Source organism: Acetobacteraceae bacterium (assembly GCA_004843165.1).
Lineage (GTDB): Bacteria > Pseudomonadota > Alphaproteobacteria > Acetobacterales > Acetobacteraceae.
This window is the reverse complement of record CP039459.1, coordinates 1,508,747-1,525,075: the sequence shown is the minus strand read 5'-3', so window position 1 is coordinate 1,525,075 and position 16,329 is coordinate 1,508,747. Positions and strand designations below refer to the sequence as shown.

8 protein-coding genes are annotated in these 16,329 nt (G+C 48.1%); all 8 read right to left on the bottom strand.

Annotated features, from left to right (window positions below; translation table 11 throughout):
• Positions 1–12: 12 nt before the first annotated feature.
• The 8 genes from FAI41_07325 to FAI41_07290 all read right to left on the bottom strand — a co-directional run bounded on the left by FAI41_07325 (position 13) and on the right by FAI41_07290 (position 16,325).
• A complete protein-coding gene (locus FAI41_07325; protein QCE33403.1) occupies positions 13–2,934 on the bottom strand; it encodes a hypothetical protein in 2,922 nt (973 codons plus the stop codon).
• A 108-nt stretch (positions 2,935–3,042) separates the two neighbouring features.
• Positions 3,043–4,578: an acyl--CoA ligase gene (locus tag FAI41_07320; GenBank protein ID QCE33402.1), complete on the bottom strand. Its 1,536-nt coding sequence runs from the start codon at positions 4,576–4,578 to the stop codon at positions 3,043–3,045.
• Positions 4,579–4,697: 119 nt separating this feature from the next.
• Positions 4,698–7,982, bottom strand: coding sequence for a hypothetical protein (locus FAI41_07315; GenBank protein ID QCE33401.1), 3,285 nt, complete (start codon positions 7,980–7,982; stop codon positions 4,698–4,700).
• Positions 7,983–8,249: 267 nt separating this feature from the next.
• Positions 8,250–12,080, bottom strand: a complete 3,831-nt coding sequence (locus FAI41_07310) for a hypothetical protein (GenBank protein ID QCE33400.1) — start codon at positions 12,078–12,080, stop codon at positions 8,250–8,252.
• An 821-nt stretch (positions 12,081–12,901) separates the two neighbouring features.
• Entirely contained in the window at positions 12,902–13,105 is a 204-nt protein-coding gene (locus tag FAI41_07305; GenBank protein QCE33399.1) for a helix-turn-helix domain-containing protein, read from the bottom strand.
• Positions 13,106–13,228: 123 nt separating this feature from the next.
• Positions 13,229–14,545, bottom strand: a complete 1,317-nt coding sequence (gene hflX / locus FAI41_07300) for a GTPase HflX (GenBank protein ID QCE33398.1) — start codon at positions 14,543–14,545, stop codon at positions 13,229–13,231.
• Positions 14,546–14,641: 96 nt separating this feature from the next.
• Positions 14,642–14,863, bottom strand: coding sequence for an RNA chaperone Hfq (gene hfq / locus FAI41_07295; protein ID QCE33397.1), 222 nt, complete (start codon positions 14,861–14,863; stop codon positions 14,642–14,644).
• A 4-nt stretch (positions 14,864–14,867) separates the two neighbouring features.
• A complete protein-coding gene (locus FAI41_07290) occupies positions 14,868–16,325 on the bottom strand; it encodes a sigma-54-dependent Fis family transcriptional regulator (protein ID QCE33396.1) in 1,458 nt (485 codons plus the stop codon).
• Positions 16,326–16,329 lie beyond the last annotated feature (4 nt).

Below are 16,329 nucleotides of genomic sequence, written 5' to 3'. Positions count from 1 at the left end.
AAAGAGGATTTTTTACGCCTCTTTTTCCATCTTATAAGGATAGGCCTTTGGCTTTTCCTGCTCAGGATAAGGGCCGCCGGCGAGGATTTCGACAATCAGGGAAGCGCCAAAAATAAGTTCCTTATCCCTACCCAAGTCAGGCAACGCGGCCTCCCCTTTTGTCCAGCGGCAAGGACTGCTTTCCACAACATCCCATCCTTGCATATTTGCTGCATGGTAATGCGTTTCAATCGCATGAAAATGTTGCCCAATCGCTACCGTCATCTTACCAACCAGAACCCCTAGCTGACGACGGTCATCCATCCAAGGCCCGACAGATTCCGAAGGACGGAATTTCTTTGAGACCAGTGTAATGGCCCTTTTCCCTGCCGGAATCTGGAAAAAATACTGGTTTCCCCGACGGTTCTTCGCCTTTAAAAGCATCCCATCCTCCAGTCGAAGGCAAAGATCTGGATCTTTCTTAAATTTCGGCAAATAATTCTTTTGCGCCACGATCCCCAGAGACAAAGCCCTTTGCTTAAAATCATTCCAAAGATTTTCGGCAAAAGCATGCGAAACGTCCAAAGGTGCCGCCGCATCTTTTTCCCACCTTCGTGAAGGGATCCGTTCCAAACGGGTAATTCCGTTGGAAAGATTAACCGCCTCACGCCGCTCTTCCGTATTGAGCCAGCTTTCCGTCAAAACACCTTCTGCACGGATAATCGAATGCGGCTCGGTCTCAATGTGGAAAAATTCAAAATGCGCCAGTGAAGTATCGTAATAAATACTAAAACCGTTCACAAGCATCCGAATAGGAATAAAGCGTCCTTCAAAATAAAAACAATGTTCTGAAGTCACCCTTAAATCCCTCAAAGGCAAATTATCACCGAATGCGCCTGCTTTAATACAGACAGACCAACCGGCAAGATCGACTGGAAGCTCCCGATTTATCTTGCTTCTTTTTGATCGGGTTGCCGTAATTTTCCGTTCTATTTCTTTGCCGTCAACCAATGCCCAGACGGTATCGCCTGCTTTCAAATCCTGAATTTCAGTCTCACCCCTTGGGGTGGAAATCAACGTCCCACGCAAGAAGCACTGATCGTAAACAATAACCGCTGTACCGCCATCATCCCAGACTTGAAAAGAGCTTGGATTGTAGCTGCTGCCATCCAGAGTAGCCCCCCAAACCGAATGATTGTTCGACATGAGCGTGATTTTACCATCCGCATAGGTGACACTTTCCCCTGCACTGTAATGCACACCCATCACTTCAATTTGACCGAAATTTCCCATATGAAGGCCACGCACCGTTGCCCCTTTTTCGACACGTAGCAAACCGCCCATCTCCGTAACAGTTGATCCGGTTCCCTTCCCATCATCTAGCCAACCGTCAGAAAAAGTTCCGCCTTTTGAAATGATGCCGCCATCCTTTCCCTCATTATCCTTCAGCTGATTCCCCCCATCCCATTTATCCATTCCGGCACCAATCGTTGCGCCGCTGGCATAACCGCCGGCTTTAACAATCATTGTGCCGCCCTGCATCACGGTCGCATTATCGGATTCCCCATCCTTATCCACCTGTATGTGAGCACCCTTTGAAACCGTTGCGCCGGAATCAATCCCACTTTCGCCAATGATAGCTTTACCACCATTTTCAATAACGGTATCACTGGTCGTTCCGCCAATATTCGTCATTGCGCCAGCGATTTCCGCCCCTGAAGCATAGCCATCACCATTCACAAGGATTGTTCCGCCATGAGAGATAATCGCCCCGAAATCAGAGCCTGTATCATTCACAGAGATAATACCGCCGGCTTTCACCTGTGCATCTGAATCAAGACCGCCGGAATCAACAACAATCTTACCGCCGTTGCTGACAATCGTATCTTTTGAGGTTCCTGAGCCAAACTCATCCGGTGTACTTCCCGTAATGACAACTTGCCCGCCATCTGCCCCTTGCGCCACGTGATGCGCATAATTGGCCCCGACCTCAAGGGTGCCGCCAGCCTGAACCGTGTTGCCCATTGCAGTACCGCCGGCAACAGAAACCAGCGCACCATTTGCAAGCGTATTGCCTGAAAAAGTACCGCCAACATCGACATAGCCGTTTAATCCGCCATAACCATTATCCGTTCCCCCGTTAAACAAAATATCCTTTAACGTGCCGCCGCTTTCCACCAAGCCATAGCCAAGAATTTTTCCGCCTGAAATCAAACCATTCTGGTTGGCATCCACCATACCGCCGGCATCCACGAGCACATTTGCCAAAGTACCTGTTCCGCTCGCAACACCACTGGTGCCGTTTTTGACAATGACAAGCCCTTTATTCCCACCGGCCAGTCCAAAACCGCCGGAAAGAACATGCGCATTCTGAATTAAGGAATTACCATGCGTATAATCATGCCCACGCACAGCCGCACCGCCGGCATCTAGAAATCCGCCATTTCCGGCTGTGAGGTTATAGGCTGTTGCCCCACCGAAAACATCCAATGAGGCCCCGACAAGGCTCCCCTTACCATCTGTTCCGGCAATGGCCATCCCCTCTGAAAGACTGGCACCACTGCCATAAATAAACGCTGCCTGACCACTGAAGGAAATCCAATCTGAGTTTCCAGCGCCATCATCACGATGTTCTGTTGGACCATAAAAAACAGTAGAGGGCGTATCATCATCATTATATGCGGTACCTGCGCCTGTCGCCCCCCTGCCGCCTCGTTTACTCGGGTCTCCGAAATTTGTTCCATCAACATTAATAACACCACCGCCACCAACAACTTGAATCGTGGCAAAATCCGTCACAATTGGTCCTGCATTATCTGCCTGAATGGGTCTTCTGGCGAGATCCGAAAAGCTTTGAACCTGCGCACCATTCGACACAACAGAGGAGGGATTCTGTGTATTCTTCACGTCACGGGAAGAAACTGCACTATGAGGTGCCCGGGGATGATGCGCCATAAATAACCTACATTTTACTTACCGGCAGAAATACCAGATCTTTTTTATTCATAAATTCACGGACAACCATCTTAATAATTTTTTGAATTTTTATCCAGCCTCTGAAAACTAAGCCTCACCGCCTAGATTTTGGGGGATGCGTCCTTTTGCATTTTTAATCAGCAAATGCCGTTCCACCATCCCAAAAGAATCACGTGGCAGGCGCTTAATTCTAAAAATTGGCAAAGGTGGCAGGCCGGGATAGAGTCCATGGAAAAGCATACTTAAAGATTTAAAATCTAATTCACAGCCCTCCTTTGCCACAACGGCACAAGATAATCTCTCCCGACCATCCCCATCCGTATAAATAAAGCTTCCGGCTTCCTGAACATTGGGGTCTTCGCTTAACACAAGATCAATTTTTGCCAAATCAAATTTACCGCCGCCCAACGTGACCAGATCATCTGCACGCCCCTCAATCCATAAAGTCTTAATGCCATTTTGAAGGATAATTTTTCCTCTGTCTCCGCTCAAAAACCATCCGTTTTGGAAATATCTTGCATTTGCGCCCGAATAGGAATCTTTTCTGCCATTCAGTGCCTGATAGGATAAAATCCCATCGGTAACTTTCAGCCAGATTTCCCCTGTTTGACCGGCTGGCAAAATCTCGCCATTTTCGCCTACAGCTTTGACCTGCGCCCACGGCAAAATAGGCCCGACATGCTCCGGTGCAATCCGTTTATTTCCGGTAATCATCGCAATCGGCCCTGTTTCATCGGTTGCATAAACAAGGCGAACATTGGGAGTGAAATGCGCATAACAACGCTCCAACAGACGATCACTCGCCCGTCCGCCCCCTAAAATAAGCGTAATATTGGGATGGGGGGAGGAAAGCGGCTCTAAACTTTCCAAAACGATCGCCACATGCGCCGGCGTTAAAATCGCCACAAATGGCCCCGCACCGACAAAAGCTTGCGCCGGGTTCGCCGGATCATGGAAACGGACCTGCAATCCACTGGAAAAGGCAGAACAAAGTGATAGAAAACCCGTCAAGGAAGAAGGATGCACGGTCGAGACAAAAATAGGACGTGCGCCCCCCTCGATCAAAACAGAATCCATCCATAAAAGGCGAGACATTACCTCCCGCACTTTGCGGCGATTTAAAATAACAGGCTGATTACCACCAACAGAGGCCCCGGCAAGACCGACATAAAATGGGCGATCCTCTGAAATATCAAAATCTGTAGAGATATTCTCATCAAAAGATGTGGGTGTTTGTGCCTGAAATACTTTTTTGAACCATTCGGCACCCAACACAAGATATTCATGTGCCTGTGTTTCCTGCTTTTTGCGCCTTTCCGTAATAATAAAATCAGGGGCTAAAGCCGATAAAGATTCTTCCGTAATGCCTTCGGCTTCCGGCGGTAAAGTGCAGCAAGGCAGGGATAGACGTGCCAACGCTAAAAAAACGATCCAATGATAGAGAGAATCTTCAAAATCAATCGCAACCAATCTTGGCGCCTGTTTTTTCAAAGGCCCTAAAACACCGGCAAGCTTTTGAACCGCAACTTCAAGTGCCCCGAAACTGAAAGCACGCCCCTGCGATTCAAGGGCTATTCTTGTCGGATATAAAGCTGCATTACAGGCTAAGAATTGATCAGGCATTTAAAAAGCTCACCCCTCCGGATTTATGTTTCTCTCTTTTAGAAAGTTTATCAGGAGAGAAAGATTTTATAAATTCCTTCTGTAAACAGGAAGGATGAAACTTTCCACTTAATCCTTTCTCAAGCCTCTTTTGAAAGATCATGATCATAGATTTCAGGATTGTTCTGTTCGGGATATGGACCGCCAGCGAGAATTTCAACAATCAAGGACGCACCGAATTTCAGCGCCTCTTCTGAACCTAAAGAGGGAAGTTCTGCCTCCCCTTTTGTCCAGCGGCAAGGGCTGTTTTCAACAATATCCCAGCCTTTCAGATTGGCCGCTTGATGATGCGCTTTAATCAAATGGAAACGATCCCCAATGGCAACGGTCATTTTTCCAACCAGAACACCAAGCTGGCGACGGTCATCCACCCAAGAACCAATGGATTCGGAAGGACGGAATTTTTTAGAGACCAGCGCAACAGCCCTTTTTTCTCCCGGAATTTGGAAAAAATACTGATTCTTCCGGCGTTTAAGCGGTTTCATCAGGGTGCCATCAGATAAAAGGAGTTGCAGATCGCAATCTTGGCTGAAGAGTTTCTTCTCTGATGTCCGAAGCGGCAGATCTGACGCAACCGCCCTCTCCTTAATTTTCTGCCAAAGGCCACCGACAAAATCCGCTGAAATATTTAGAGGCGCAGCAGCATCTTTTTCCCATGTCCGTGAGGGGATACGTTCTAGGCGGGTAATCCCGTTGGAAAGATTAACAGCCTCTCGCCGCTCCTCTGTATTGAGCCAGCTTTCTGTCAGGACACCCTCGGCCAGAATAATTGAATGTGGCTCGGTCTCAATGTGGAAATATTCAAAATGCTCACGGGAAGTGTCATAATAGATATTCCTGTCATTCACGAGCATCCGGATCGGAACAAGATTGCCGTTAAAAAAGAAACAATGTTCGGGTGTCACCCACAAAGTTCTCTCTGGCAAATTCTCGCCAAAAGCACCTGCCTCAATACAGACAGACCAGCCGGCTAAATCCACAGGAAGGGCTTTGTTAATCTGGCTTTTTGCGTATCGAAGTGCCGTGATCGGACGTGCCGTTTTTTTCCCACCGACAATCGCCCAAATCCTATCCCCTTTCCGAAGATCTTGGACTTCGACCTCTCCTTGCGGTGTGGAAATATGCGTTCCACGCAAAAAGCACGTATCATAAACGATAACCGGCGTACCATTATCATCCCAAATCTGGAAAGCGCCGGAATTATAATTTCCAGATAAAGTTGCGCCCCACACAGACTCGCCATTTGACATGAGTGTCAAATGATGATCGCTGTAAACAACACTTTCGCCAGCGCCATATTGCACGCCCAACACTTCGATCTGGCCATAATTTCCCATATGCAAGCCTGTGACCGTTGCGCCCGGCTCCACACGGATCAAACCACCCATTTTCGAAGGTGATTCTCCACTCCCTGCGCCATCAGCCAGCGAGCCGTCAGCAAAAGTTCCGCCATCTGAAACGATCGCACCATCCGAAGTCGGATCATCCAAAACACCATTCGCCCACGTATCCTGATCTGCACCAATGGTTGCACCGCTGACATAACCGCCAGCATTCACAATTAAAGTTCCGCCTTGGGCAATCACAGCACCTTTATCCGTGCCGCCGGCATCCACACGAATGGTTCCCCCGGCAAGCGCCGTTGCCTTTGAATCCACGCCGCCCGAACTCACAATCTGTGTGCCGCCACCGGAAATCACATCATTCGTTGCTGTCCCTTTTGTCAAATCACCGGAATAATAAGTGCCGTTCCCCTTTGCGCCAGAGTTGAAATAATGCGAATTTCCCTCTCCGATAATGATAACGCCTCGATCCCTGATATCATTGCCGACAGCCGTTCCAGCCACAAAAATGGTCGCCTCGCCTTCGACAGTATTACCGCTGAAAACAGCATTAGAATTAATATAGGCATTTGCATTGTCTGGGGCACCCCCTGGCAGAATATTGGCATTTCCAACCGGTGCACCGGAAAAGAGAACGCCGCTTATCAGGCCGCCATTTTCAATCAAAGCAGTACCGTAAACATTTCCGCCAATCACGGTGCCGTTTGTATTCACATCTAAAATACCGCCGGCATCCACCGTCGCATCTGAAATAAAACCAGAACCGCCCAATGTATATTTTGAGCCATTTTTAGTCACTGTAAGACCAGCACCGCCGCCAGCCAAACCATATCCGCCCGACATGACATGCGCCGCTGAAATATATCCCTGCGCTCCGCCGCCGGCACCGCTAATGCCAGCAGCAGCAAGCAATCCGCCGCTCATCGCGGTTCCGCCAAGAATTGTACCGCCATTCAGCGCATCCAAAGACGCATATCCCGAAACCGTTCCCCCCTGAACAACTCCTGCCGGCCCATTATTAAAACCGTCCTTTGTTGCAACACCCTTATAAACCGCACCGTAACCATCATTGTTAATGACGACATGAGAGGCCGTTCCGCCATTCCCAACGGAAATGGCACCGTAAATGGCAGAAGCATTACTGCCAGTACCGCTGAGATTTCCCGTTGCCGTCAAGTTCGAAACGATGCCGTTTGATCCTGCAACATAAATAGAACCGCCGCTAATCGCTGTTGCGTTGGCAATATTCGCATTATTTTCATTGAGTGACGCACCACTATAAACCTGCGCACCATCAACGGTAGCGCCCGCAGCAATATTGACATTACCGCCGGAATAAAGCGTAGCTCCCTCAACCACACCACCATTAGAAATATTCATCAAGCCGCTGTAATTAACGGTGACCCCGTCTACAAGACCGCCTGAAGAGACATTGACGACACCGCCTGAATCAACGGTCACATCATCCGAAACACCGCCACTACTGACATCTAAAAAGGCGGAGGAACCGGAAACAATCACATCCTCAACAATACCGCCATCATCAACATTGATTGCGGCAAAATTGCTGACGGTGGCGCCGCTAATGAGATCGCCTTTTCCGACATTGACGGCAATAAAATCCGTATTTCCTAAAAAATGGGACGCACCTGAAAGCTTTATGTCGTGACTTGTGCCTTGCTGATTAACATTTTGAAGATAGCCGACCAAGCCGCCATAAATATTGGTATAGGTTCCCCAGCCATGGCCTCTGTCCGTAGGATTGCTTCCCCATGCGACAAGAGAGCCATCTGTAATGTCTGAATTTGTTGCATTAATGTCTTGTGCCGGCCCGTTCGTAATGACCGTACCCTCGCTAATGCTTGTACTTCCGCCGCCTTGATCTAAATTGATATTTTTTTCTCTAGCTTTAAGTTCTGCAAAGCTCTGAATATGCCCGCCCCCCACAATTGCAGCGGCATTTTTTTGCAAATCGGAACTATTGGAAAGCTCTTTAGAAGAGGGATGAGAGGAAGACATCATTCACTAACACATTAAATAAATAGAATATTACCTCTATATATCTAAACATCTCACTCTATCCAAGTCGCTGACAGGGAGAGGAAATCGCCAACATGTTAAGCATTGGCGTTCATAGGCAAAAAATATAAGAGGGCGCAATGACTCTGAGTTATGGCATCTAAGCCTATGAGAAGCAAGCCTCCTCAAAAATCCTTTTGCATCAGAAACATTCATGCAGGATTTTATAAAATCCTGCATGCTGTCTTTTTTCGCTTTCATAAGGCTGTTTTAGGCTAAAGATCTCTCGCCTTCAAAAGTAGAAATCTCAGATTCTGTGGCTGCCATGATTTGATTCTCCGGATAAGGACCGCCGGCAAGAATTTCAACAATAAGAGACGCACCGAATTTTAACTCCTCTTCCGAACCCAAGGATGGTAGCTCTGCCAACCCTTTTGTCCAACGGCAAGGGCTACTTTCCACAACATCCCATCCCTGCATATTCGCCGCATGATGATGCGTCGTTACAGGGCGGAATTCCTGTCCGAATGCCACCGTCATTTTACCGACCAGAACGCCAAGCTGGCGGCGATCATCCATCCAAGGGCCTACGGATTCAGAGGGACGGAATTTCTTCGAAACAAGATATCCTCCCTTAAAACCGGTCGGAAGCTGGAAGAAATATTGATTGCCACGCTTATTCAGCGGTGCGATTTCCTGCCCATTTTCTAAACGCAGACGGAGTGCCATCTCTCTTGAAAATCTTTTTTCCTCCGGTGCGTAAAAAGGAACCTGCTGAAGTGCGGCATATTCTGCAAATTTTTGCCAAATTGGCTGCACAAAATTCGCAGAAACCTCCAAAGGTGCCGCCGCATCTTTTTCCCAAGTGCGGGGTGGCATGCGCTCCAAACGGGTAATCCCATTGGAAAGATTGACAGCCTCACGCCGCTCTTCCGTATTGAGCCAGCTTTCCGTCAAAACACCTTCTGCACGAATAATCGAATGCGGCTCGGTCTCAATGTGAAAAAATTCAAAATGCGCTAACGACGTATCATAATAAATCGTTCTGCCATTAATCAGCATACGAACCGGCACTAAACGATTATGAAAAACAAAGCTATGTTCCGGCGTGACACGCAAATCACGTTTAGGCAACCCCTCTCCGAATGCACCTGCTTTAATACAGACAGACCAGCCGGCAAGATCAATCGGTAAATTTCTGTTTATCTGATTTCTTTTTGATCGGGTTGCTGTGATTTTCCGTTCAATTTCTTTGCCGTCAACCAATGCCCAGACGGTATCGCCTGCTTTCAAATGCTGAATTTCAATCTCACCCCTTGGGGTGGAAATCAACGTCCCACGTAAGAAGCACTGATCGTAAACAATAACCGCTGTACCGCCATCATCCCAGACTTGGAAAGAGCTTGGATTATAGCTGCTGCCATCCAGAGTGCCGCTCCAAATAGCCTGACCATTCGACATAAGTGTGATGGTGTTATTTGCATAGGTAACACTCTCCCCGGCGCCATATTTCACGCCCATCACTTCAATCTGGCCGAAATCCCCCATATGAAGATTATCAACGATTGCGCCTCTTTCCACACGAATTAAACCGCCCATCTGGTCAACGGTCGATCCCGTCCCGACACCATTTGCCAGTGATCCGCCGTACCAAGATCCGCCATCTGTAATAATGCCGCCATCCTCGCCATCTGTATCTTGTACCGAGTTCCCCCCAACCCATTTATCCTGGCCGGCGCCAATCGTTGCGCCATAAGCTGCACCGCCGGCTTTGACAATCATTGTGCCCCCCTGCATCACGGTCGCATCCGAATCCCTGCCGCCATTATCAACAATCTGCTTTCCGCCACTGCTGACAACACCGGAAATAGAAGTGCCACCCGCTAGATCTCCACCGGATGACACAGCTAATGAACCATTTGCTCCCTGCGTAACATAACGGGAATAACCTTCCCCAATCTCAACTGTACCGCCAGCCATAACCGTATTATTCGAAGCCAGCCCGCCGGCAATACTCAAGAGAGCCCCGGACATCACCACATTGCTAGAGACAATCCCGCCTACATCCACATAGCCGTTAGCGCCATCTATTCCACCATCTGCGGCACCGCTAAAAAGCACGCCTGAAATCGTACCGCCGCTTTCAACCAGCGCATAGCCGCCAACACTGCCGCCCAAATAGGTGCCCTGACTATTCACATCGGCAATACCACCGGCATCCACCAAGAGATTGGAGAAAATGCCAGAACCGTCGAGCGTGATTTTTGTGCCATGTTTCGTCACGGTAAGGTCTTTATTTCCGCCGACCACCCCAAGGCCGCCCTTCTGAATTTGACCGCCATCAAGCAAAGACTGACCGCCACCGCCATTCCAAGGAAGATTTACCGTGCTTCTAATACCGCCAACAGCGATAATACCCCCGGAACCCGCTGTTCCCCCAAAAATTGTTCCGCCGTTCAGCGCATCCATCGAGGCAGGACCATCCGCACCGCCGGCCACATAACCGCTGCTGATATAAGCGCCGGAACTTACGGCGCCAATTCCGGCCCCATCCAGCACAGTGGCATGAGACATCGAGCCATTCGAAATACCGAGAACCTGACTACCCAGAAAAGTAATGGAATCATAGGTTGCCCCATTAACAACCCCGCTGCCCTCCCCTGCATTGCCGAACCAGCCCTTATTGCCCGGATCGTAAAGCGTTGCCCCGCCGTAAAGCGTGGCGTTTGAAATCACTGCCCCCTTATTAACGGCCAAAGTTCCGCCTGAATAGACCGTTGCCCCTTCGGTGCCGCCCTGTTCGGCATCCATCACACCGCCGGATAAAACCGTTCCGTTACTTACCTTACCGCCATCTGCAAAAACAGTCGCATAGGCATTGGCTATTGCACTGGTCGCCGCCCCCTGAACGTCGATCACGGCCCTCGAAACACCTAAAAAACCATCAGAACCGCCGGAAGCACTCAAATTTGTCGCATTTGCACCGGCATCAACCGTTATCGTTCCCCACGTATCAACGGTCGCACTGTTAATATGCGCACCCGATGCGACATTCACAACGGCACTCGCACCCGAGGCAATTTTTCCAATGCCTAAAACATTCAATCCCGCAGCCGAACCGGAAACAACAAGTCCTGAAACGGAACCGCCCGCATTAACATTCAATGTCCCTGCCGCCGCAACTGTTCCGTTAAAAGTTCCCCCATCAGCAACATTTCCGATTGCCGCCGTTCCGGCAGAATAAACAACTCCAACGCCAAGGGCACCGAGCTGTTCTGACGCAATACCAGAAATTAATCCTGAAACAACAGAGCCGTGCTCCCCAACTGCCAAAGTTCCGTAAGCGGCCGCTGTCGCACCACTGGCAACGCCGCCGGAACCAATATTAATCGTTGCACCGACAGGCCCTGCGTCAACTCCGAGAAGGCCGCCAAACCAACTCCCTGACGCAACGACATTGGCAACAGTTCCGCCATTTGAGGCAATAATTGTTCCGCCGGCGGTCGCTGTCGCATTAGAAACATTATGAAGGGAATCCCCCGCCATTACCGTTCCGGCACTCCCGGCGATAATTGTTCCCCCTGTCAGTCCCGTCGCACCATCAATAACCCCATTCTGAAGCGCTTGGGCAGTCCCACCACCATAGACCGTTGCATTATCAACAATCCCACCGGTTATCGCCACAATATCCGCACCGCTGGAAACGATTACCCCATTAATCTCATCACCAGCACCGACAATAACCGTCGCAGAGCCGGAGTAATAATTGGTTGGATAGAGCGGCCACCCCCCTGCAGAAGTAACAACACCGCCGGCAATTGTAATATCCTGACTGCTACCTTGCTGAGAAACGATAGTTGCATAAGAACCGCCTCCCCAGGGAGCATTTGTCCCGCTCTCACCGTTAACAGAGATCGTTGTGTCACTTGGAATATTATATGTGCCGGCAGCAAATACACCAAAAGGGATATGGCTTTTAGCCTCTAACGCATCAAAAGATGTAACGCTCGCCCCATTCGAAATAGCAGCGACATGATTCTCATCATTTAACGCTGAAAGATTCGGTTTCCCGGACAAATGATCTTTTTTTCCATCCGACACGCTATATTCCTCTCATGCACTTCATCGCAATAAAGCGCCCTGCTCCAAAAGACCAAAGGCCGGTTTAAATATAAAAAATGGGAGATCGTCCAAGGGCTTTTCAGCGTTATGAGGCCGAACTCAATATAAAAATATTGCCCAACATATGCCTTCTTTTTACGTTTTGCAAATTTTACATATAATTTTCTGTTCTTCAGGCTGGAAGCGCCCTTTTCTAAAAAAAGAGGACCGATATGATCCTCTTTTTAAAACGCTTATTTCCCAAATTTAGAATGGAATTTTTCTAAAAGCGGCGGACTCAATTTCACGAACAAGGTTGAAATCCCCTCATCAGACATTTCTTTTTCCAAAATTTCGCCATTTTCATTAAGCCATGCCCATTTTGCGCCCTCTTCGGGTTTTAGGACAAATTTTTCCTCGACAAAATCTGCGGTTAAAAGGATCCCTTTTTATCTCTTTTAAAACACGCCCTCCCCATCAGGATGACCTGACAGATAACAACAAGAGACCAAAGATAAAAACCCAATGATCCTTTTGCAAGTACGGCATTAACGGTTCCAAAAATCGCCGTCAGCATATAAATCAGCGGAAGAAATCTATTCATAAAAACTCCTTTCAAACAGGCAAGGAGGAGCGTTTAGTCTCCTCCCCTTTCCTTCAGTGCATTAAAAGGGAAATGATGGAAGCCATTAAAGAAATAATCGCAACCGCCCTATCAAAACAAGGAAGGAAACGTTTCCAATTTTTCATAGGAAACTCCTTTATTCGTTGCCGGCGTTATTGCCGGTCAACCTCTTCATGATACCGTCAATTTGACGGTATCACAAGAGATTTTTCAGTTTGATTTTGTCATTTTCAACTTTCAAAGAGAGTGCAAGATAAGCCGTTTTAGGAATATTTTTACTTTGTGCCAGCCAGCGTTCATAGGTTCTTGAACTGATTCCAAGCCACCGTGCGGCCGCCGCCTGCGAGGAAAATCCAGCCGCCTTACGAGCAGTCTCTAAATCATTAGGGGTAATCTGCATTTTCTTCTCCTTTTGAAAATTCTATAAAGCAATAATGCCGACAAAATGTCGGAATCGCAAATTTTTTAAAGCAGAGATTTTACCCTCACAGGTCTTACCGCCTACACCATTTATTAAAAACGCTTATTTCCCAAATTTAGAATGGAATTTTTCTAAAAGCGGCGGACTCAATTTCACGAACAAGGTTGAAATCCCCTCATCAGACATTTCTTTTTCCAAAATTTCGCCATTTTCATTAAGCCATGCCCATTTTGCGCCCTCTTCGGGTTTTAGGATAAATTTTTCCTCGACAAAATCTGCGGTTAAAACCGCATCTAATTTTGCCAAAAGACGATCACATCCCTGACCCGTCAGGGCTGAAATCCGCTCATCTTCCTCAAGGGTTTCTTTCTCTTCCTGATTTTCACTTTCAGGTAAAAGGTCGCATTTATTTTTGACCTCAATCAGACGATGTGGCCAATTTTTATCTAAAAATTCATCTTCCTCTAATTTTTCCAGAACACCGATCACGTCTTTTTTCTGTGCCTGCGTATCAGGTGCAGAAACATCTCTGACATGCAAAATCACATCGGCAAAAGCCACCTCTTCCAAGGTTGCCCGAAAGGCCTCAACCAATTCAGTCGGCAAGTCGCTAATAAAACCCACCGTATCCGATAAAATCACTTTTCGGCCGGACGGCAATTCCAGCGCACGCATCGAGGGGTCCAAAGTCGCAAAAAGTTGGTCTTTCGCCTTAACATCCGCCCCGGTTAAACGGTTAAACAAGGTCGATTTCCCGGCATTGGTATAGCCGACCAGTGCCACAACAGGAAAAGGCACCCTTTCCCTCGACTGACGGTGCAGGCCACGTGTTCGGCGCACTTGTTCTAATTCTTTTTTAATTTTGATAATTCGGGTGCCAATCATCCGGCGATCAGCTTCCATCTGCGTTTCTCCGGGGCCGCCTAAGAAACCAAATCCGCCACGCTGACGTTCCAAATGTGTCCAAAGGCGGACAAGGCGGGAGCGTTGATATTCCAAATGGGCCAATTCAACCTGTAGCACACCTTCTTTGGTGGCGGCACGTGCGCCGAAAATATCTAAAATCAGACCTGTTCGGTCGATGACTTTAACATTTAACGCTTTTTCCAAATTACGTTGCTGGATTGGCGTTAAAGCATGATCCACCACGACAAGGCCAGCACCGCTGGCATGGGTAATTTCTCTAAGTTCCTCGACCTGCCCTTTTCCCATAAGCGTTGCCGGCCTAGGCGCACGCAATGGAAAAATGCCTTTCCAAACAATATTTAAGTTAATGGCTTCGGCTAATCCTGCCGCTTCTTCTAAGCGAGCCTGTGCCCGTGACGAGGCAACAGGGCCATGTCCCCAAGGCAAAATCACGAGAACATTTTGAGGATCTTTTTCTTCTTCTAAAAGGGCTGAGTCGGTCTGATTTTCCAAATGCGTTTCCTATAGAGCGTTTATAATTATCAATACGCTCAATATAGGGATGATCTCTGAAAAAGTTACCCCCTCGTCACACAAAGAAAAGGAATTTTAAGGAAAATCCAACAAAGCCGCTACGGGCATCACCGTACTCAGCGCATGTTTATAAACGAGTTGAACATGCCCCTCTCGCCTCAAAAGAACCGTTTCCTTATCAAAAGCGGTGATGTGACCTTGTAATTTTACCCCGTTAATTAAAAACAGGGTAACGGGTAAATTTTCCTGCGAAAGATGATGAAGAAAATCGTCTTGAAGGCAAGTCTGATCCTGCATCTTATTATTCTTCCTCATCTTCCGTATGTTGTTGTGACGTTATCATTTTTTTAGAGGCACGGGACTGTGAACGTCCTCGCCCCTCATAGGTCACGCCAAGCTGTTTCAGTTTCCGGTGCAATGCACTACGTTCCATTTGAACAAAACTTGCAGTTCGACTGATATTGCCGCCAAAGCGCATTAATTGAATTTGCAGATATTGCGTTTCGAAAACATCTCTTGCCTCCCGCAATGTCAATGCCATCACATCGCCATCCGGCCCTGCGGCATTGGCAAGATGCGGTGCGCCTTTATTGACAAAATCAGGAAGCATACTTGCCCGAACAGGGGCGTTATCCTCCCCCTCATGCGGCGCTAAAATCAAAAGCCGCTCCATCAAATTCCGCAACTCACGCACATTTCCCGGCCAGTCATAAGTCTGCAAAGCCGCCAGCGCATCCACAGAAAGCTCCCGGATTTCAAGACCTGTCACCTCTGAGGCTTTTTTTAAGAAAATACGGATTAAGGCAGGAATATCTTCCCGGCGTTCTTTCAATGGTGGAATTTCAAGCGGCACAACCGCAAGGCGATAGAATAAATCTTCCCGAAAGCGTTTTTCCGCAATCGCTGTTTGCAAATCGCCGCTTGCCGTTGAGAGAACACGCACATCCACTTTGATATTTTGGACGCCATCTACCCGCTGAAAAGTTTGCACTTGAAGCATCCGAACGATTTTCCCCTGTGTCTCCAGCGGCATATCAATGACTTCATCCAGCACCAATGTGCCCCCATGCGCCCGCTCAAAGGCACCACGTCTGGGGGGTTCATTCTTTCCACGTTCACACCCGAAAAGTTCCTCCTCCAAACGGTCTGGAGAAAGCATCGCACAATTTAAAACCACAAAAGGTCTTTCCGCACGGGCAGATCTTTTATGAATCATGCGTGCGGCTAAATTTTTACCAACACCTGCCGGCCCGGTGATGAGAACTCTGGAATTGGTTGGGGCGACACGGTCAATCTGCCCTCTAACCCCGACAATGGTTGCACTTGTCCCTTCTATTTCCTCATCTGCCCCTGTGCGTCTGCGCAATTCTGCATTTTCTCGCTGTAAGCGAGAGGCCTCTAAGCCACGGCGGACAATGGATAAAAGATGTTCTGTTTGGAATGGTTTTTCAATAAAATCGTAAGCGCCGTCCCTTAAACTCGCAACAGCAGTCTCAATGGAACCATGACCTGAAATCATGACGACAGGGACTTCGGGCGCTTCCTCTGCAAAAATTTTCAGCAGCTGCAAACCGTCCAGCTCGGAATGTTCCAACCAAATATCTAAAATGATTAAAGCAGGACGACGTTTGCGAAAAAAAGCAAGCGCCTCTGTTGAGCCGGCAGAAACCGAGGCCTGATAGCCCTCATCTTCAAGCACGCCTTTTAATAAAAAACGAATATCTGGCTCATCATCAACAATCAGAATTTCAGCGCTCATGCTA